This is a genomic window from Legionella qingyii, from assembly GCF_003990155.1.
GTDB lineage: Bacteria > Pseudomonadota > Gammaproteobacteria > Legionellales > Legionellaceae > Legionella > Legionella qingyii.
Genome location: NZ_RZGX01000008.1, coordinates 144,718 through 164,263, shown reverse-complemented (window position 1 = coordinate 164,263; position 19,546 = coordinate 144,718). Strand labels below are relative to the sequence as shown.

The window sequence follows — 19,546 nt, the reverse complement described above, 5'->3', positions numbered from 1 at the left end:
CAAAGGTTCTTCAAAGTGCCCACACAGTTTGTCTTCTATCTTCTTAATGAACTTGCCCCGAAGGCGTGCTGCGTATTCTACTGATTTCGCCAACAGTGTCAAACACTTTTTGCATTTTTTTAAAAAAATGTGATATTTGTTGTAGTTCCACTCGAGAGAGAACTATATATTAATGAATAGAATATTATGAATTTCATTATAACGAGGATTCATATTTTTACTTATGCGAATTAATGTTTGTTATTTTCTTCTCATTTCTAAAGCACAGACGCCTACATGCTATTTAACAATAATTTTAATAAGCTTAATGTATCGTCATTCACCGATAGATGCATCTGTCTAAATTCTTTCTCATGCGATAGCTCAGGGATGAAATTAAAGACAGCTTAAACGTCAGAGATATAAATTCGCCGAGTAAATTAAGATTTACTGGACTCAATATGAATAGAACGCTTAATTTTTAAAGTTAAGATATTATTGTTATGTTTTATCCGAATATCTCGTGCACAAGAATTATTGATAAATTATTTTTTGCCAAGTCTGGCTATCCCCTCTTTTTTTTGTTAATCTTCGCCATTCAACTATGGTGGCTCTATTGGTCCCTTCGCGGCGATAGATCGTGAACCCCGTCAGGCCCGGAAGGGAGCAGCGGTAGCGATTGATTCGAGCGCCGGAGTGTGGCTCTTAGAGCTGCCGCCCAACTCGTGAAAACATGTATGAGCTATCTGGCACTTGCCCGTAAATGGCGACCACGCACATTTTCCCAACTGGTTGGCCAAGACCACATAAACAAGGCATTGATCAACGCGCTGAATCAACAGCGATTACACCATGCCTACCTTTTTACCGGCACTCGCGGTGTAGGTAAGACCAGTATCGCTCGCATTTTAGCTAAATCACTGAATTGTGAGAAAGGCATTAGTTCAGAACCCTGTTTACAGTGCACTATCTGTAATGCAATAGAGCAGGGCCGATTCATTGATTTAATCGAAATTGATGGCGCATCTAAAACTCGGGTTGAAGATACTCGCGATGTATTAGATAACGTCCAATATGCACCCGCTATTGGTCGTTTTAAAATCTATTTAATTGATGAAGTACATATGCTCTCGCAGCATAGTTTTAATGCGCTGCTCAAAACACTGGAAGAACCGCCAGATCATGTTAAATTTATTTTAGCTACAACAGATCCACAAAAGCTTCCTGTCACCGTCTTATCTCGTTGCTTACAATTTAATCTGAAGCATTTAGCGAAAGAGTTGATCAGCCAGCATTTGCAACTGATTCTTAAAGAGGAACAACTTGGTTTTGAAATTGAGGCTGTTGATATATTGGCTCAAGCTGCTCGAGGCAGCATGCGCGATGCCTTAAGCCTTTTGGATCAAGCGATTACAGGCTGCGATACCCAATTACGCGCAAATGATGTCAAAATGATCCTGGGATATACCCAACAAGATTATGCCTTGCAATTAATATATGCCATGGCAGAACAAAATGCCGCTGCTGTATTAAAAATTAGCCAATGCATTTCAATTGAAGGCGGACATTTTCAATATGTATTGGATGAATTACTTAACTATTTCCATCAACTAGCCGTATATCATGCCATTGGAGATAATAATCCTCTAATTAGCCCTCCATCACAAATAAAAACTCTAGCGCAACACATTTCTGCCGAAGACACCCAACTGTTTTATCAAATTGGACTTAAAGGGCGTGAAGAAATTCATCTTGCTCCTACGTTAATCATCGGCTTCAATATGACCATATTGCGCATGCTAACGTTTAGACCAGCACCTAAAGAAGCCCTTCCTCCTTTAGCATCCTATAAAACGCTGTTACCATCTGAACAACCATCTCTTGCATTGCAAGAGGTACCTGAGCAGGCTCCAGAAATGCCAGCTCGAGAGTTATCGAATCCAACAGCAAATTTAGATGATGAAGAACAAGAAGAACAACCGCAGGTTGTTAATCAAGAAGCGAGCGACTGGGCAAGCATTATCCCTCATCTCAAACTCACTGGTTTAGCGCTCAACGCAGCAGAAAATGCTGAATTACTCGCCAAAGATGGACGAGAGGTTACTTTACGTGTGGCCAAAGGGCATCAATCTCTATTTACGCCAACAATACTCTCGCGCATTGAAACAGCCTTGAGTCAATATTACCAAAATCAAGTAAAAATTACGTTAAACAGTGATGAATCAGTTCAATGTTCTCCGGCACAGCAAAAAGAGCAGGCAACTCAACAGAAACAACTGAAAGCAGAAGCCGCGTTAAAAAGTGATCCTATGTTCCAACAACTTCAACAAGAATTTTCAGCAGAATTGGTCAAAAATTCTATTGTCCCGCTGAAAGATGACTTATAATATATCGAATTTAAATCTAAACATATGAGGCCTTAATAATGGATATGAATCAAAATCTTGGCAACCTGATGAAAGAAGCGCAAAAAATGCAACAACGTATGCAAGAAGCGCAACAACAATTAAGTCAATTAGTTGTTACAGGTGAAGCTGGTGGTGGCATGGTAGTTATTAAAATGAATGGCCGACATGATGCCACTGAAGTTAAAATTAAACCTACCATGATGGAAGAAGATGTAGAGATGTTGGAAGATTTGGTTGCTGCAGCAATTAATGATGCCGTACGAAAAATTGAAAAAGCATCTAAGGAAAAAATCAGTCAATTAACAGCAGGTCTAAACATTCCAACTGATTTAATGGGCGGTGATAAGGAATAATCCTAACGATGGATATGTTAAACCGCTTGGTAGAAGCGCTCCGCTGTCTACCAGGCGTAGGTCCAAAATCGGCACAACGTATGGTGTTTCATTTGCTTCAGCATCAAAGACAGAGAGGATTACACCTTGCATCATGTCTTGAGCAAGCAATGAATAATATTCACCATTGTGAACGTTGTGCTAACTATACAGAACAAAGAATTTGTACCCTTTGCCAAAATCCAAATAGGGACTCTTCCTTGCTATGTGTTGTGGAAAGCCCAGCTGATGTATCTGCTATAGAACAAAGCAATGCTTTTCAAGGTAAGTATTTTGTTCTCATGGGAAAAATATCCCCACTTGATGGCTTAGGCCCTGAGGACATAGGGTTACCTCGACTTAAAAATCTCATCATTCAAGAAGAAATCAAAGAAGTGATATTAGCGTTAAGCCCTAGCGTAGAAGGGCAAACTACCATTCATTTTATCCATCAGCTTTTGTGTGATTTATCAATTAACATTACTCAATTGGCGCACGGAATTCCCTCTGGAGGAGAATTAGAGTTTTTGGATGGCAATACTATAGGGAACGCCCTTCGCAATAGAGCAATAATTCATGTTTAAAATAATGTACCGCAATAAATACATTCTCATATTAATGCTTCTCATTTCAGGACTAGCAAACGCCTCATTTTACAAAAGTTTATGGCCCAAATGGGAAGTCAATAACCCGTTATCAAAAGAAGTTATTTCACATCAACTTTGGCAAAATTTTCTTAATCGCCGCATTGTCACCAATGAAGAAAATATCAATTTGGTTGATTATGCACATATGACACAAATAGATTTAAACTTGCTTAAAGAGTATTTAAAAAGCATGGCAGAAATCGATATTAATAATTACAATCGTAATGAGCAATTGGCATATTGGATTAATTTATACAACGCTTTAACCGTGCAGATTATAGCCAATTATTATCCAGTTACTACAATTCAAGAAATTAATATTTCCCCAGGATTATTCAGCATAGGCCCATGGGGCGCGAACCTCATTACTATTAAAGATACATCTTTAACTTTAGACGACATTAATAATCGCATTATTAGAGCGATTTGGAATGATCCCCGCACTCATTATGCCATAAGCAACGGCACTATTGGCGCTCCCAATCTTAGTAGAAAAGTCTACCAGGGAAAACTTCTTGAAGAACAATTAAACCAAGCTGCCACAAATTACATTAACTCCCTGAGAGGAGTAAGCGTTATCGAGGGAAAACTGATCATCTCTAAATTATACGATTGGTTTGAAGAGGATTTTGGCGGGACCAAGCAGGATATTATTTTTCATTTATTACAATTTGCAAAAGAGCCATTGCAAAGCCAACTTAAGCACATAAATACCATCGACAGTTACATCTATAATTGGCATATCAATAGCCCTTCCACTGATCACGAATAAACGCATTATAAAAAATTGTTTGAACTCCTTCACACCGAGAAAAACAATAGTATACTCGCCCTATTTATCATAAGGGTTAGAATAATGAATCGTGGTGGATTTTCATGGAAAAGACTTATTGGGATCTCTGCTTTAAAAGCTAAGATTTCGCGAAAAATAGGCATTCCACTCACGCAATCGGGAAGAGAAAGAAAACTCGGTGCCTTAATCATTAAGCAGTTACGCTCGTTCTTCTTGGAAGCGAAAAAGAAAGAGCGCTAGTTACTCAATTATTCTTCGATAGACTGGAATAATTGTTCAATAACATCGTCGTGGATTGTATTAATGTGCTTATAAATTTTAAGCACTCTATATACTGCATCACGATTACGATTGTCTATTTCCAGATTTGAGTCCGCTAAATCATACGTATAAGGTTCAGTGAGGAAATGTCTATTTCCCAATTCGATACGCAAAGCATTCATAACACTACATAAGGCATCAAAAACCTCAACTACCGCGGCTTGTTCTTCATTATTAAGTAACGGCAACCAATCAAAAGTGCCTCTGTGAGTGATGTTAAAGAAGGTATAGAGTAAAGACTGTGTATCATTATTAGCAAAGTAGCCATATAAATCCACACATTCGGAAGTAGTTAGTTGGCTATACAATGACACCAATTTTTCTTGAAAAAGAATTGGGCCCTTTTCTGGCTCTATACCCCCTGACAACAAATTTTGTTTTAATACCATCACCGCATCTATTAAACGATTTGGGTTAAACCAAAATTTATACGCCTTCCTCAGATCTGATACGTAATCAATGGTCTCTCCGTTTACGTGAGTTGAATTAGAGTTGAGTTTTAACCGCTTAACTGCTGATTGAATCATTTGTCTATATTCTTCACTTGTCTTGACTCTAATACCTTGAGGTAAGTCCTCATCATGCAAAAAATAGTCGATCCCTAGGGTTAATCCTTTTTGAAAAGCAATCTCATACAATTTTTGTTGCATTAATTCGATATAATAATGCAATAACCCTAGACGCATCTGTACCGAAATTAACTTTTGAGGATGAATCACATCAGCAAATAATTTATCCGGGTGTATCTTATAGAAGAAAATTGCATTCACCAAACCAGCGAATGTGGGATTAGCAAGGTTATCCAATGCGACTTGCTGTTGTTCAATACTCCAGTCATAATATACAGCTCCCAACTCCCTATGATTCGTATCACTTTTATTCCAAAAATCAACAAATCCTTCCAACCATAAATTATACCTATCAAGATCATTTTTCGTCATTTTAAGTTCGCTTTTGACCAAAGCCTTTGCTCGCTCATTGTCTGTTACAAACCAACTTGAAAACTGAGTTCTATTTTGTGTCATCCCTTCTCCTCAAGCATCGCCCTGATATAACTGTACCAGCTGGAAAAAATGTAACATGCTACTTTTGAGGATCCAGTAAGATTTTAAGATAAGCAGCATCCCAGCGAGACGTAGAAAATAGAGCCAATAACTCCTAGAATAATATCGAAAATAATTGCAAGTCGATACTAATCTTGCCAAAATTACGACGAATACAGCTTAAAAACAATGGGAATAAATTAATGCCGCAACCCAGTTATCTTTTATTCATCGATAACGATCCTGTGAGTGAGGATCTCAAGAAATACTTTGCACAATTTAATATTAAAATTGTACAGCAAAAGCAATTATTTGCTCCCATTCAAAGTGGAGTAGGAAAACCTATGGCCATTTTAATTCATTGGTCTATTTTGCAAAATGACCTCCAAGCAATTCATCAATTTTATACAAACTATCCTGTGCCTTTATTGATTTTAAACGATACTCCAGATGAAGATGCCTGTATTAAAGTACTCGAAGCGGGAGCAGATGATTTTATTGTAAAACCATTATTACCAAGAGAGCTCCATGCACGAGTCAGCGCAATTAACCGACGTGTCTTACGTGCACGCCAACAATCTGAGCAGGAAAAAGAAGTTCTAGTTTTTTCCAATTGGCGACTCTATCCTGCTTCCAGGCAAGTATTTCGTGATAATACCAATGAAGAATTACTGTTAAGTGCTGGGGAATATGATTTATTACTTACCTTTGTACTGCAACCCCAACGCATCCTGGACCGGGAGCTCCTGCTGCAAATCACCAAAAATAGTGATCTAAATCCTTTTGACCGAAGAATTGATGTGCAAATAAGCCGACTACGCCAGAAAATTGAAGTTGATGCAAAAAAACCGGCATTAATCAAAACCATTCGCAATGGTGGTTATATGTTTACGGCACAAGTGATCACTTTAAAAGAAAGTGATACAAAATAGCTTCATTATTTGCGCCTCTTGCTTATTTTGAACATTTTTACACTTTTAATTGTATTGTCGCCGACTCTTAGTATTTCCATCCGATAGTTCTCTATAGTTAAACATGAATCAGCTGGAGGAATATAGCCAAGATGCTCGACAATTAATCCGCTTAACGTTTTTGGCCCTATCATCGGTAATTGCCATCCCATTAATCGGTTTAGATGACGTAATGTTATGCTTGCATCAACAATAACTGAGCCATCGCTTTGCGGAGTAATATCTCGACTTAGTGCAGCCACATCTGTAGTAAATTCACCTACAATTTCTTCAAGTATATCTTCCATTGTGACTAAGCCCTGAATATCTCCATATTCATCAACTACAAAGGAACTTCGTCTCTTCATTTTTCTGAAATTTAATATTTGAATATTAAGCGAAGTAGCCTCAGGAATATAATATGGCTCATCCGCTGCTTTCAGTAGACTTTTAAGATCCAACTCATTATCTATAGCCAAATTTAATACATCACGCACATGGATCATTCCTACCAGATCATCAATGGAATTGCGGTATAAAGGCAAACGGGTATGTTTTGCTGTTTCTAATTGATACAGAATTTCCGACCAAGGCTCTTCGATATCGATACCAACAATATCCGATTTAGGAATCATAATATCTTCTACCGTAGCTTGCTCCAAATCTAGAAGACTAATCAACATACTCTTATGCTCAACTGGTAATAGCCCCCCTGCTTCATGTACCACTGAGCGTAATTCTTCATTCGTCAAGAATTCCTTTTGTATTTTGTCAATTGAGATCCGAAATAAACGTAATACACCGTTAGACATAGAGCTGCTGATGTATACCAAGGGGGCAAAAATCAATTGAAGTATTTGTAGTGGCAATGAAGTAGCAAATGCAACTTTTTGTGGATAAATTGCTGCGAATGTCTTGGGTATCATTTCAGCAAATACTAAAATCACCAGCGTTAAAATGATGGTTGCTATAGCAATACCCGCATCACCATAAACACGCTGACCAATCAAAGTTGCTATGGTTGATGCAAGGATATTAGCCAGAGTATTACCGATTAAGACAACGCTCAATAGTCGATCGGGTCGAGAGAGTATTTGATTCACTCGCGTTGCTTGTTTATTCTCTTTCTTGACTAGATGTTTTAACTTATAGCGATTAATCGACATCATACCAATTTCAGTGGCAGCAAAAAATGCAGCCAAGAGAATTAAAAAAAGCAATATAAGAAACAATGTAGAAAGATGGTATGTCACCGAATTACCTCATGCTTTTATAACACGAAATAAAGTATCATATGGCTTCAAAGAAAGCGAGATTCAATATTTGATTCAACCTTATTAGCATTGAGGGTAGGGCATTGCTATACGATTCTAAAGTTGATTCTTATATCACTATATTAATTTTTTCTAAAATAAATGTTACACGTTGTTCAACAGATAGCTTCGGTACTTCAATTAAATCGTAGTTTGCACTAATAAGTGCTTCTTTGACTATGTCATAAGCCAAAACAGCTTGTTCAAAGGTATGCACCCGTTCTTCATCGGTTGTATATATTTCTTGCCATGGAGGAAATATAAATACGCGTTGATTATATCTATATTGTTTATTTACAAGCACAATATCTTTAATCAGGTTATCCCAAGCTGCTCCACTGGCGATTGACTGATAACCTAATAAATCAGGTAGTCCTCGGTCAAAAAAGACGGGGGAAACGAACTCGGAATACTCCAAAAAATCGTGCAAACATTGTTGCAGCATTAATTGACAAAATTTAAATCGATTATCAACTTGTATCGCATTGTGTCCCTGCTGTTTTTGCTCTTTTATAATTGTTCTTGCTGCTTCACTAACTACGGTGAATGAATTCATTTGTAACAATTTTATAACAGAACTTTTGCCTACGCCTGGACCACCTGTTATTAAATAAAAATTGGATTTTAACAATTTTTGCTCCATTTGATTCAGCTTAAAAGTTGTCTCTTATCTTCATGCCACAACTTAGAGCATCAATTGATAGTAAGGGTGAGCAGACCGATAAATGCAACACTTCCGTTTTAATGCTGTGTAACCCAACACTAAAGTCGCACTATATTATGTTTCAGGGGTCTTGACCGTATGTCTTCGCCCAAACCCCACGAATATTTCTTTCATCGGAAAAAATAAATTTCAACTAATTTTGCTCATTATTATATCGAGCTACGCTGGCCTTAATCTCTTCGAACGCCGCGTCTGGACCAACCCAACCATCCAGTTTAACCCATTTACCTTCTTCCAAATCTTTATAATGACTGAAAAAATGTTCCAAAGAGTTTAATAGATGCTGCGGCAGATCTTCATATGATTGAATCGATTCATAAATTTTAGTTAGCTTATTCGTAGGAACCGCTAAGATTTTAGCATCTACGCCTGACTCATCAGTCATTTTTAACATACCTACGGGTCGACATGGAATAACCGATCCACCTACAAGAGGAACTGGAGTCACAACGAGAACGTCAACTGGATCCCCGTCTTCTGATAAAGTGTGCGGAACATAACCGTAATTGACTGGATAAAACATGGGAGTCGTTAAAAAGCGGTCAACAAATAATACTCCGGACTCTTTATTTACTTCATACTTTACAGGCTCACTATGCATAGGGATTTCAATAATTACATTAATTTCCTTTGGTAAATCACGACCACTGCTAATTCTCATTAAACTCATTTATTCTTCTCCCCTCTTAATAGAATAAAAATACAGTAAAACGATAAGACATAATATATCCTTGATAATTCGACAAACGCCGTCCTTTAGGGCGCAAGCCGGTTCTAACAGGAATAAGTACTCTCACCATTATGGGTTTACTTTAAATAAAAATCTTGGTACGAATGCAAATTTGCAACATAAAGCGGCTATTATGCGAAAAAACACGTTAAAAGGCAAAGAGAAGCTGTCGCATTATAAGTAATGCAATGTATAATAGTCTTTTTTAATCACAATGAGATTGCTTATGAATTGCTTGTTTTGCAAAATTGCACAAGGTGCAATTCCTGCATCAGTAGTTTTTGAAGACGATGAGATAATGGCTTTTCGTGATCTCAACCCGCAAGCTCCTAAACATCTGCTGATTATTCCGAAGCAACATATTGCTACGCTGAATGACGCCAGCGATGAAAACCAGGCCCTGTTGGGAAAAATGATTTTAGGGGCAAAAAAAATTGCTCAAACTGAAGGAATAAGTGACGCAGGATATCGATTAGTTTTTAACATTAATCCCGACGGTGGCCAAACAGTATATCACATTCATTTACATTTGCTGGGCGGACGTCATATGACTTGGCCCCCTGGGTAGGAAAGAACAATGGAAAAACTATATAAAGAACTGCTAATACAATTAGGTGAAGACATAAGTCGCCAAGGGTTGATTGACACTCCTACGCGTGCGGCCAATGCCATGCGTTATTTGACTAAAGGCTATAATGAGAGCCTGGATGATATTATTAATGACGCACTTTTTGATTCTGATATGAGTGAAATGGTTATAGTCAAGGATATTGAAATGTATTCCATGTGCGAGCACCATTTACTTCCATTTCTTGGCAAATGTCATGTTGGATACATTCCTAATGGAAAAGTAATAGGTTTATCGAAAGTAGCCCGAATTGTTGATTACTTTGCGCGACGCTTGCAAATACAGGAACGGCTAACTTCAGAAATAGCGAACTGCTTAGAGTCAATTACCGGTGCACGAGGTGTAGCTGTAGTAATTGAAGCCAAACATCTGTGTATGATGATGCGCGGCGTCGAAAAGCAAAACTCAGTAATGACCACTTCAGTAATGCTTGGTGATATGCGAAATAGCCCAACAAGTCGAGCCGAATTCTTAACCTTGACTCACAATAAGTAATCCTGCTTTCCATCTCCATTTTCTAGCATTATAACCTGGGTGAAGCAAAGCGTAACCCGGGAGGCTATATTAGTCATATTTTTGCTTCACTCGGGTTACAACTAAAAATCTTTCTTCCACACCTATATATGCGGAAGAATGGATAGTTTCTTATTCTTCTTCTCCTTCACTAATACCTTCATTTGCTGCTTCACTAGGCTCTTTTTCATGATGAGCTTCTTCAGCAGGAGTGGCTGTTACTTCTTCTGCTTGTGGTCTATCTTTCCACTCAAGCTTTACACGACCTTGCTTATCAATTCCCGCAACAAATACTACAATATCTTGTCCTTCTTGCAGTACTGCTTCGACTTTTTGTGAACGATCGCTACAAATTTGAGAAATATGGAGTAATCCATCTTTACCAGGTAAAAGATTGATAAAGGCGCCAAAATCAACGATCTTACTTACTTTACCATGATAAGTTTGGCCAACCTCTATTTCAGCAATTAATGCCTTAATTTGCTTTTGTGCTTCTTCCAATGCATTCATATCTGGAGAAAATAATTGAACAACACCTGTATCATCGATATCTATAGAAACACCGGTACTGTCAATTAATCCTTTAATTGTTGCACCACCTTTACCGATAATAGTGCGGATCTTGTCTTCAGCAACTTTCATTGTAGTAATGCGAGGTGCATGCTGAGATAATTCGTCCCGATGCTCTGATAATGCATTATTCATTACGCCTAGGATATGCAAGCGACCAGCTAAGGCTTGGTCTAAAGCTTGTTCCATAATTTCATTGGTAATACCATGGATTTTAATATCCATTTGTAATGCTGTGATTCCATGTTCAGTACCTGCTACCTTGAAATCCATATCACCTAAATGGTCTTCATCACCTAATATATCAGTTAATACTGCGTAACGATCCCCCTCTTTAATCAAGCCCATCGCGACTCCAGCTACAGGTGCTTTTAAGGGAACACCTGCATCCATCAGCGCAAGACTAGTGCCACATACTGTAGCCATCGAACTTGAACCATTAGATTCAGTAATTTCAGAAACAACTCTTAAAACATAGGGAAATTCATTTGCCTCGGGCAAAACAGCCATGATTGCACGTTTTGCTAGGCGACCATGTCCAATCTCTCTACGTTTGGGACTGCCAACCATACCGGTTTCCCCAACCGAATAAGGAGGGAAATTATAATGCAGCATAAAGCGGTCTTTCGATTCACCGGTAATATTATCTAGGATTTGTGCATCACGCTCATTACCCAAAGTAGCAACAACAATAGCTTGGGTTTCACCACGAGTGAACAAAACGGAACCGTGTGTTCTTTCTAGCAGTTTTGTACGAATCGCAATTGGACGGACAGTTTTGTGGTCACGACCGTCGATTCGTGGCTCACCATCAAGAATGCGATTACGTACAGTAGCACGTTCTATTTCGACAAACATATTGCCAATTACATCGGCTTTTAACTCATCATTCTCTGCTTGCAGTGCTGATATTGTTTGTTCTTTTAACTCATTCAAACGTTGGTAACGCTCTTGTTTATCTTTAATCAGATACGCTGCTTCAACATCTTGTTTCACCATATCTGAAACTCGTTCTTGTAAAGAAGTATCCACTTCAGGAGCTGTCCACTCCCAACGAGTTTTTCCACCTTGTGCTGCAAGCTCTTCTATTGCTTTGATCACATTTTTCATCATTTCATGACCAAACATAATTGCGCCGCGCATAATGTCTTCACTTAATTCTTTAGCTTCTGACTCGACCATTAAAATCGCATCTTTAGTTCCTGCAACTACTAAATCAAGTTTGGATTGCTCCAGGTCTTTGCGGCTTGGATTCAATAAGTAAATACCGTCCTTATAACCTACACGAGCAGCGCCAATTGGACCGTTAAAAGGAACCCCAGACAGAGCTAATGCTGCAGAAGAGGCGACCATTGCAACAATATCTGCAGAAACTTCGGGGTTTAGAGAAAGTACCGTAACAATGACTTGTACTTCATTGCAAAAACCTTCAGGAAATAATGGACGAATAGGGCGATCAATGAGTCGTGAAGTTAGAGTTTCATTATCTGATGGTCTGCCTTCGCGTTTATTAAATCCACCAGGTATTTTACCTACTGCGTAAAATTTTTCCTGGTAATTTACTGTTAATGGGAAAAAACCATTTTCTTCACCACCTTCTTTTTTACCAACTACTGTAGCTAATACTTGAGTGCCATTCATACTGGCTAATACAGCTCCATCCGCTTGTCGCGCAATTTCACCAGTTTCCAATATAAGCGTGTGGTCACCAAATGCTATTTCTTTTGTAAACTTAGCCACGTAATCTTCCTCTTTAAGTAATTATAACGAAAAAAAGGCGCAGAAAAATGCGCCTTTATTTAAAGTATTTTTTGTAAAGTACATTCGTAAAGAAATGTATTTGCTCAGCAATCAATAAGAATCTCTCAGTTCCAGACTTTGGATCAATGTTTGATAGCGAGCTTCATCGTTACGCTTTAAATATTTCAACAGCTTACGACGCTTATTAACAAGTTCTTGCAGTCCACGTCGAGAATGAAAATCTTTTTTGTGTTCTTTAAAGTGCTCAGTTAAATATTTAATACGGCCAGTAATAATAGAAACCTGAACTTCAGGCGAACCAGTATCTTTATCGGTACGCTTGTATTCATTAACAATTGCTGCTTTATCTGCGCTGCTTAGCGACATTATACACTCCTGGAACTACTAAGTATTCATTTAAAGGCGAACATTCTACCAAGGCATGTCCAACGAAACAAGTACTGAAAATTATTTTTGTGCAAAAAATTTCATATTTAGCGGTAATCACTCTTTTAATATATAAAAAGAATTAAAAAGAAAGTAATCGTTTCGCTTTAATATCACCTTGGATATTTCGTTCACCTAACCCAATAAACTGTGCATTCTCATCATAAAGACGAACACAATCTTCTCTTTCTACACCTATTTTATTTGTAACTACTCTACCTTGACGAATTATAACAATTTCTTCGCTCAAAAGAGTCACTTTTTCCAAATGACTAATTGCTCTATCCATAGGAATTAAGCAAGCTTTTCGTTCTGAAATAGTCATTTCCTCTAATTCATCCAGAGAATACATAGGCATATTTTCTAAACCTGACGTATAAACCCGATGTAACCGAGTTACATGAGCCCCAACACCTAAAGCATCACCAATATCTTCAACTAAATTGCGAATATAGGTTCCTTTACTGCAAGTTACGGTTAATGAAAATTGATTACTGTCAAATGCATTAAGTTGCAAATTACTAATCAGGATCTCACGTGCTTTTCTCTCGATATGAATCCCTTCTCTGGCCAAACGATAAAGAGGTGTTCCATTATGTTTTAAAGCGGAAAACATCGAAGGCACCTGCTTTATATGACCTGTATGTTGCATTAATACATCAAGCAAATTAGCCTCTGAAATTTCAAATACTTCAGTACGAGCGATTATGTCACCTGTTGCATCAGCAGTATTAGTTTTAATGCCTAATAAACCCGTAGTTTGGTAACATTTATCTGCATCAAGCAAAAATTGACATACTTTGGTCGCTTCGCCGAAACAAAGAGGCAACATACCCGTGGCGAGTGGATCTAAACTTCCAGTATGGCCAGCTTTCTTTGCACCTATCAGCCTCTTTGCTTTCTGCAACGCAGTGTTCGAGGTCATTCCTTCTGATTTATTCAGCAATAAAATTCCATCTAATGCTGAAGGATTAATTGCTTTCATCATCTTCGGAACTTGGCGGATTCACTTTATCGATAAGACGGCTTAAACGTTCTCCATACTCTATTGATTCATCATATACAAAATGAAGTTGAGGAACTGTACGCAAAGTAATACTGCGTGCCAATGCACTACGTAAATAACTAGCAGCCGCATTTAAAATAGTCGCCGTTGTTTCTTTATCGTCATTAAGAACGGTAAAATATACTTTGGCATGTCCCAAATCAGCAGCAACTTTTACTGCTGATATGGTAACAAACCCTGTCAAGCGCGGGTCTTTTACTTCCATAGGAATTATCTGCGCTAACTTTCGCTGAATCATCTCAGCGACTCGATCTGTACGTTTAAAATTATGACCCATCTTTATAAATCACGCTTAATTTCAACTGTTTCATATACTTCTATTAGGTCACCTGGTTTTACATCGTTGTAATTTTTGACCCCAATACCACATTCAAACCCTTGGCGAACCTCGACCACATCATCTTTAAATCTTCGCAGAGATTCCAAAGTTCCCTCATAGATAACCACATTGGCACGCAGTACGCGAATAGGATTGTTACGTTTAATAACACCTTCGATAACCATACAACCTGCAATCGCACCAATTTTAGGTGATTTAAACACATCTCGAACTTCAGCGATACCAATAATTTCTTCTTTAAATTGCGGAGCAAGCATGCCAGTTAAAGCGCCTTTAATCTGATCGACAATGTCGTAGATGACGCTGTAATAATGTAGCTGAACTGATTCATGCTCTGCCAATTTCTTCGCACTGCTATCGGCTCTCACATTAAAGCCCACCAAAATTGCACTAGATGCTATCGCCAAGTGAACATCTGATTCAGTAATACCACCCACACCACTTGAAATAACTTCAACTTTGACTTCATCAGTAGATAACTTAACTAAAGCATCTGAAATTGCTTCAAGAGAACCTTGAACGTCAGCTTTAAGTACCACATTAAGGACCTTAGATTCTCCAGCAGCCATATTCTCCATAATGCCTTCAATCGTTGATTTCTGGCGTCTTGCAAGTTTTACATCGCGGAATTTACCCTGACGGAACAAAGCAACCTCTCTTGCCTTTTTCTCATCAGGAACAACAACTGCTTCATCTCCAGCATGAGGAATAGCTGATAAGCCAAGCACTTCAACTGGAATCGATGGTCCAGCAGAATCAACCATATCTCCATTATCACCAACAAGGGCACGTACGCGACCGTACTGGAATCCAGCAAGCAAAATATCGCCTTTATTTAGTGTTCCACTTTGTACTAATACGGTTGCTACAGGACCTCTTCCTTTATCCAAGCGTGACTCGATGACTACCCCTTTTGCAGCACCATCAGTTACTGCCGTTAGTTCTAAAACTTCGGATTGCAGTAATATTGCATCAAGAAGATCGTCAATACCCATACCGGATTTAGCAGAGATATTGATAAACATCGTATCACCACCCCAAGCTTCTGGAATGACTTCATGTGTCGTCAATTCGTTCATGACACGCTCAGGATCTGCATCTGGCTTATCCATTTTATTAATTGCAACAATAATTGGTACTTTTGCTGCTTTCGCATGTTGAATTGCTTCTATAGTTTGTGGTTTAACACCATCATCAGCAGCAACGATCAACACAACAATATCAGTGGCCTGTGCTCCACGAGCTCTCATTGCTGTAAATGCAGCGTGGCCAGGGGTATCTAAGAATGTAATATCACCTTTAGGGGTACTTACGTGGTATGCACCAATATGTTGTGTAATACCACCTGCCTCACCAATAGCTACTTTGGTTCGACGAATGTAGTCCAGTAAAGAAGTCTTACCATGATCTACGTGCCCCATAATCGTAACTACAGGTGCTCTGGACTCAGTACGACTACCTTTAGTAATCGACTCACCTAATCCCACTTCAATCGCATCTTCTTTAATAACGCGTGCTTTATGACCCATTTCTTCAACCACGATAACCGCAGTTTCTTGGTCTATAACCTGGTTAATAGTTGCCATTGCACCAAGAGACATCATTACCTTAATTACTTCTGCAGCTTTTACAGACATTCTTTTTGCCAATTCAGCAACAGTAATCGTTTCTGGTATTAAAACCTCTTTTACTACAGGAGAAGTTGGTAATGCAAAACCATGTTTTAGTGACTCTTCAGCTTCTTTAAGTTTTTCGGACTTCTCTACACCTTTACGCTTTTTGAATTTACTGCGCCCACCACGTCTATGACCTTCTTGATCTTCGTCATCACGCTCAAAAGATGCTTGTTGATATTTGGGCTTTTTCTTAACCTTTCTAAAGTCTGCTGCATCAGGTTCAATTGCTGGCTCTACATGCTTCTTTTTAGCCTGCTTTTCCAATTTATGCTCTTCTTTTATGGAAATATCTTCCATATTTTCAATCGCATTTGTACTTTCAAGAACTTCAGGTGTTACGTTTTCAAGAATCTCTTCGCTTTTTTCACCCTGTAGCGTTTCTTCTACCACAGGTTCTTCGTTTGTTTCCGCAGTTGTTTCAACAGGTTCAGCAGTTTGCTCAGCTGATTCAATGGGTGTTTCAGACACTGGTGGAATCTCAGAAGCAACTTCAGCGGGATGCTGTTCAGGTATCGCCTGATTTTCTTCCGGCATAACAGGTTCTTCAGCCTCAGGAAGCTCTACTATTGGGGCACGTTTTACAAAAACCTTTTTCTTCCGTACTTCAACGTTTACAGTTTTACCGCTATGAGCATCATGACCAACGGTGACTTGTGATAAGCTTTTTCGTCTTAAAGTAATTCTTTCAGGCGAAACATTCACATCACGCAGAGAGGTTCTCTTCAAATGATTGAGTAAGATCCGCTTTTGCTCTTCATTCACAGTCTGTTGGTCATCAGTAAAAGATAACCCTGCTTCCTGTAACTGGTTCAATAAGCGTTCAACCGGAATACCAACGACTTGAGCTAATTGTTTAACCGTCACATCCGCCATATTTTAATCCCCTTTCAGCAGCTGTATTCTTTACCTAAAAAGAAACTGCATATTTGCACTACATTAATTTATAATAAATCCATGGCTTTATAAAAACCATGGTTCTCTGGCCTTCATAATTAAAGCCCCGGCCTTTTCTTCAGTCATTCCTTCAATTTCTAACAACTCATCTACAGATTGCTCAGCTAAATCTTCCATGGAAGTAATTCCTTTTGCAGCTAATATATTAGCTAACTCTTCGGTCATACCATCCATTGAGAGTAATGATTCGTCAGGTGTACCAGATAGCTCTTTACCAGAAGAAAGAGCCATTGTGAGTAATTTATCGTTTGCTCTATTTCTTAGTTCTTCTACAATTTCTTCGTCGAACTCCTCAATAGCTAGTAATTCTTCTTTGGGAACATAAGCGATTTCTTCAAGAGAAGAAAATCCATGCGCTACTAGTAATGTAGCAATTTCTTCATCAATTTCCAGTGCCGAAGTAAATAATTTAACAATTTTACTTGATTCTTCCAAATTTTTATTTTCGAACTCATCCGTAGTCATGACATTCAAAGTCCAGCCTGTTAATTGGCTTGCTAAACGAACGTTTTGACCATTACGACCAATTGCCTGCGATAATTGATCCTTTTCTACTGCCAGATCCATAGTATGAGTATCTTCATCAACAACAATAGAAGAAATTTCTGCAGGGGCCATCGCATTAATAACTAATTGAGCAGGATTATCATCCCATAAAATAATATCCACACGCTCGCCACCAAGTTCGCTAGAAACGGCTTGAACCCGAGCCCCGCGCATACCAACACAAGCTCCGACAGGATCAATTCGTCCATCGTTTGTTTTAACAGCGATTTTGGCTCTATTTCCTGGATCCCGTGCAGCAGCTTTCACTTCAATTACATTCTCACCAATTTCAGGTACTTCAATGCGGAAAAGCTCGATGAGCATTTCATTACGAGTACGGCTTACAAATAGTTGTGGTCCACGTGCTTGGGGTGTGATTTCATATAAATAAGCACGGACTCTGTCATTCGGTCGAAACATTTCATGTGGAAGCATTTCTGTGCGTGGCAAGAATGCTTCTGCTTTACCACCTAAGTCAATAATAATATTATCTCGGGTTACTTTCTTAACCGTTCCATAAATCAATTGACCTAGCTTGCTTCTGAATTGATCAATTACCAGCTCACGCTCTGCTTCTCTAACTTTTTGCATAATCACTTGACGAGCGGCTTGTGCTTCAATTCTCCCAAATTCAATCGAAGGAATTGACTCTTCTATACGATCATTAATGTTTGCAGATGGATTACGCTCTTTTGCTTGTTCAACAGTTAATTGGCGTTCTGGGTGCTCTATCTCATCCTCGTTGACTACATCCCAATATCTAAAGGTTTCATAGTCACCTGTACGTGGATCTAATTTAATTCGTACCCCTATATCTAAACCAAAGATTTTGCGAGTTGCGGACTCCAATGCAGCCTGAATGGCAAGTATAATAACATCCTTACTTACACCTCTTTCGTTTGATAACGCTTCTGCAACCAGTAACAATTCTTTGCTCATTGTTCGCCTCTCTATACTGTCAAACTTGCTTTCACAATATTTGAAAAAAGTAATTCTTTATCTTCATTATTTATTTTGAGTACTAAAGCGTTCTCAGATACTGAGACAATAGTGCCTAGTAATTTACGTTTACCCTCAATTGGCTTAAAAGTTTTTATTTGTACTTCATGGCCTATATAACGTTGATATTGCCAATTTTTAAATAAAGGTCTTGGAATGCCAGGTGATGATACTTCCAAGCTATAATTCCCAGAAATTGGATCTTCAACATCCAGAAGAGCACTGACTTGATGACTTACTGCTTCGCAGTCTTCAATCCCTATTCCATCAGCCTTATCAATGTATATACGCAATAAAGAATGCTTACCTTGCGAAAGGTACTCGCATCCCCAAAGCTCATAGCCCATATCATTAATTGTAGGAGCTAATAAATGTTCCAATTCATCTTGTATCATAGTATTAACAAACAAAAAAGGGCACGAATGCCTAATACAAATACGATATAGTAACCTAAGTTCGGGAAAGAGCTAGGCTCTGGAAGTGATTTCTCTAAAACAATTATTTCCGAGCTGATCTTTGCTTCACTGGCTACTACTGATTTTAGTGCAGTTACAAATTGTACATAATAAAAAACCCCATAAATGGGGTTCTTAATAAGTGGTAGCGGGGGCAGGATTTGAACCTACGACCTTCGGGTTATGAGCCCGACGAGCTACCAGGCTGCTCCACCCCGCGTCAACTGATGGCAAGTATACTGAGAGTCTGTACTCTTAGCAAGTACTTTCGTTCAAGAATGTAAATAAATATGTATTCTGCATCAAAAAAATGGTTTTTTATCTAATGCAGAA

The 19,546-nt window shown here is 38.6% G+C and carries 18 protein-coding genes, 1 tRNA gene, 1 other RNA gene and 2 pseudogenes; 9 read left to right on the top strand and 13 right to left on the bottom strand.

The features are described 5' to 3' along the window. Positions 1–593 precede the first annotated feature (593 nt). The 6 genes from ffs (at position 594) to ELY20_RS16895 (ending at position 4,438) form a co-directional block, all read left to right on the top strand. Positions 594–690: signal recognition particle sRNA small type (gene ffs / locus ELY20_RS07770), an RNA gene on the top strand. A 26-nt stretch (positions 691–716) separates the two neighbouring features. Beyond that, the gene (dnaX, locus tag ELY20_RS07765; RefSeq protein ID WP_110142062.1) at positions 717–2,366 is read left to right on the top strand and encodes a DNA polymerase III subunit gamma/tau; all 1,650 of its coding nucleotides are present in this window, start codon (positions 717–719) and stop codon (positions 2,364–2,366) included. A gap of 38 nt (positions 2,367–2,404) precedes the next feature. After that, entirely contained in the window at positions 2,405–2,740 is a 336-nt protein-coding gene (locus tag ELY20_RS07760) for a YbaB/EbfC family nucleoid-associated protein (protein ID WP_028381768.1), read from the top strand. Between the two features lie 8 nt (positions 2,741–2,748). Continuing rightward, entirely contained in the window at positions 2,749–3,342 is a 594-nt protein-coding gene (gene recR, locus ELY20_RS07755; RefSeq protein ID WP_110142052.1) for a recombination mediator RecR, read from the top strand. Continuing rightward, positions 3,335–4,177 carry a DUF547 domain-containing protein gene (locus tag ELY20_RS07750; RefSeq protein ID WP_110142051.1) on the top strand — a complete coding sequence of 281 codons (843 nt, stop codon included), beginning with the start codon at positions 3,335–3,337 and terminating at the stop codon, positions 4,175–4,177. Before recR ends, ELY20_RS07750 begins: the two co-directional genes overlap by 8 nt. Positions 4,178–4,261: 84 nt before the next feature. After that, on the top strand, positions 4,262–4,438 hold the full coding sequence (locus ELY20_RS16895; protein ID WP_165831585.1) for a hypothetical protein: 177 nt from the start codon (positions 4,262–4,264) through the stop codon (positions 4,436–4,438). A gap of 8 nt (positions 4,439–4,446) precedes the next feature. Here ELY20_RS16895 and ELY20_RS07745 read toward each other — a convergent pair whose 3' ends face one another. Continuing rightward, positions 4,447–5,544 carry a hypothetical protein gene (locus tag ELY20_RS07745; RefSeq protein WP_110142050.1) on the bottom strand — a complete coding sequence of 366 codons (1,098 nt, stop codon included), beginning with the start codon at positions 5,542–5,544 and terminating at the stop codon, positions 4,447–4,449. Positions 5,545–5,765: 221 nt separating this feature from the next. Between ELY20_RS07745 and ELY20_RS07740 the strand changes: the two genes are divergently transcribed. Next, a complete protein-coding gene (locus ELY20_RS07740; protein WP_110142049.1) occupies positions 5,766–6,494 on the top strand; it encodes a winged helix-turn-helix domain-containing protein in 729 nt (242 codons plus the stop codon). 5 nt (positions 6,495–6,499) lie between these two features. On the opposite strand, the gene ELY20_RS07735 is transcribed toward ELY20_RS07740, so the two are convergent. The 3 genes from ELY20_RS07735 to ppa form a co-directional block, all read right to left on the bottom strand. Next, complete coding sequence (locus tag ELY20_RS07735; protein ID WP_110142048.1) at positions 6,500–7,765, bottom strand: HlyC/CorC family transporter; 1,266 nt, start codon at positions 7,763–7,765, stop codon at positions 6,500–6,502. A 130-nt stretch (positions 7,766–7,895) separates the two neighbouring features. Then, the gene (locus ELY20_RS07730) at positions 7,896–8,456 is read right to left on the bottom strand and encodes an AAA family ATPase (protein WP_158618870.1); all 561 of its coding nucleotides are present in this window, start codon (positions 8,454–8,456) and stop codon (positions 7,896–7,898) included. A gap of 226 nt (positions 8,457–8,682) precedes the next feature. After that, positions 8,683–9,219 (bottom strand): inorganic diphosphatase, encoded by a 537-nt coding sequence (gene ppa, locus ELY20_RS07725; protein WP_110142046.1) that lies wholly within the window; start codon positions 9,217–9,219, stop codon positions 8,683–8,685. A gap of 286 nt (positions 9,220–9,505) precedes the next feature. Here ppa and ELY20_RS07720 point away from each other — a divergent pair, with 286 nt between their 5' ends. Beyond that, positions 9,506–9,847 (top strand): histidine triad nucleotide-binding protein, encoded by a 342-nt coding sequence (locus tag ELY20_RS07720; protein WP_110142045.1) that lies wholly within the window; start codon positions 9,506–9,508, stop codon positions 9,845–9,847. A gap of 9 nt (positions 9,848–9,856) precedes the next feature. Beyond that, positions 9,857–10,402 carry a GTP cyclohydrolase I FolE gene (gene folE, locus ELY20_RS07715; RefSeq protein ID WP_110142044.1) on the top strand — a complete coding sequence of 182 codons (546 nt, stop codon included), beginning with the start codon at positions 9,857–9,859 and terminating at the stop codon, positions 10,400–10,402. Between the two features lie 150 nt (positions 10,403–10,552). On the opposite strand, the gene pnp is transcribed toward folE, so the two are convergent. The 9 genes and pseudogenes from pnp to ELY20_RS07675 form a co-directional block, all read right to left on the bottom strand. Beyond that, positions 10,553–12,730: a polyribonucleotide nucleotidyltransferase gene (gene pnp, locus ELY20_RS07710; protein ID WP_110142043.1), complete on the bottom strand. Its 2,178-nt coding sequence runs from the start codon at positions 12,728–12,730 to the stop codon at positions 10,553–10,555. Between the two features lie 111 nt (positions 12,731–12,841). After that, a complete protein-coding gene (rpsO, locus tag ELY20_RS07705) occupies positions 12,842–13,117 on the bottom strand; it encodes a 30S ribosomal protein S15 (protein WP_110142042.1) in 276 nt (91 codons plus the stop codon). 142 nt (positions 13,118–13,259) lie between these two features. Beyond that, complete coding sequence (gene truB / locus ELY20_RS07700; RefSeq protein ID WP_110142061.1) at positions 13,260–14,162, bottom strand: tRNA pseudouridine(55) synthase TruB; 903 nt, start codon at positions 14,160–14,162, stop codon at positions 13,260–13,262. Continuing rightward, positions 14,149–14,520, bottom strand: a complete 372-nt coding sequence (rbfA, locus tag ELY20_RS07695; RefSeq protein ID WP_110142041.1) for a 30S ribosome-binding factor RbfA — start codon at positions 14,518–14,520, stop codon at positions 14,149–14,151. Before rbfA ends, truB begins: the two co-directional genes overlap by 14 nt. 2 nt (positions 14,521–14,522) lie before the next feature. Beyond that, positions 14,523–16,544 (bottom strand): annotated as a pseudogene (gene infB / locus ELY20_RS07690) (translation initiation factor IF-2); the annotation flags it as partial. Between the two features lie 242 nt (positions 16,545–16,786). Beyond that, positions 16,787–17,132, bottom strand: a pseudogene (locus tag ELY20_RS17155) (translation initiation factor IF-2 associated domain-containing protein); the annotation flags it as partial. A gap of 87 nt (positions 17,133–17,219) precedes the next feature. Continuing rightward, positions 17,220–18,698, bottom strand: a complete 1,479-nt coding sequence (gene nusA / locus ELY20_RS07685; protein WP_110142039.1) for a transcription termination factor NusA — start codon at positions 18,696–18,698, stop codon at positions 17,220–17,222. 11 nt (positions 18,699–18,709) lie between these two features. Further along, positions 18,710–19,153 carry a ribosome maturation factor RimP gene (rimP, locus tag ELY20_RS07680; protein WP_110142038.1) on the bottom strand — a complete coding sequence of 148 codons (444 nt, stop codon included), beginning with the start codon at positions 19,151–19,153 and terminating at the stop codon, positions 18,710–18,712. A gap of 203 nt (positions 19,154–19,356) precedes the next feature. Then, positions 19,357–19,433, bottom strand: a tRNA-Met gene (locus ELY20_RS07675). Positions 19,434–19,546 lie beyond the last annotated feature (113 nt).

Coding starts and splice junctions, on each gene's coding strand:
- dnaX (WP_110142062.1), top strand. CDS start 717: ATGAGCTATCTGGCACTTGCCCGTAAATGGCGACCACGCACATTTTCC.
- ELY20_RS07760 (WP_028381768.1), top strand. CDS start 2,405: ATGGATATGAATCAAAATCTTGGCAACCTGATGAAAGAAGCGCAAAAA.
- recR (WP_110142052.1), top strand. CDS start 2,749: ATGGATATGTTAAACCGCTTGGTAGAAGCGCTCCGCTGTCTACCAGGC.
- ELY20_RS07750 (WP_110142051.1), top strand. CDS start 3,335: ATGTTTAAAATAATGTACCGCAATAAATACATTCTCATATTAATGCTT.
- ELY20_RS16895 (WP_165831585.1), top strand. CDS start 4,262: ATGAATCGTGGTGGATTTTCATGGAAAAGACTTATTGGGATCTCTGCT.
- ELY20_RS07745 (WP_110142050.1), bottom strand. CDS start 5,544: ATGACACAAAATAGAACTCAGTTTTCAAGTTGGTTTGTAACAGACAAT.
- ELY20_RS07740 (WP_110142049.1), top strand. CDS start 5,766: ATGCCGCAACCCAGTTATCTTTTATTCATCGATAACGATCCTGTGAGT.
- ppa (WP_110142046.1), bottom strand. CDS start 9,219: ATGAGTTTAATGAGAATTAGCAGTGGTCGTGATTTACCAAAGGAAATT.
- ELY20_RS07720 (WP_110142045.1), top strand. CDS start 9,506: ATGAATTGCTTGTTTTGCAAAATTGCACAAGGTGCAATTCCTGCATCA.
- folE (WP_110142044.1), top strand. CDS start 9,857: ATGGAAAAACTATATAAAGAACTGCTAATACAATTAGGTGAAGACATA.
- rpsO (WP_110142042.1), bottom strand. CDS start 13,117: ATGTCGCTAAGCAGCGCAGATAAAGCAGCAATTGTTAATGAATACAAG.
- truB (WP_110142061.1), bottom strand. CDS start 14,162: ATGAAAGCAATTAATCCTTCAGCATTAGATGGAATTTTATTGCTGAAT.
- rbfA (WP_110142041.1), bottom strand. CDS start 14,520: ATGGGTCATAATTTTAAACGTACAGATCGAGTCGCTGAGATGATTCAG.
- nusA (WP_110142039.1), bottom strand. CDS start 18,698: ATGAGCAAAGAATTGTTACTGGTTGCAGAAGCGTTATCAAACGAAAGA.
- rimP (WP_110142038.1), bottom strand. CDS start 19,153: ATGATACAAGATGAATTGGAACATTTATTAGCTCCTACAATTAATGAT.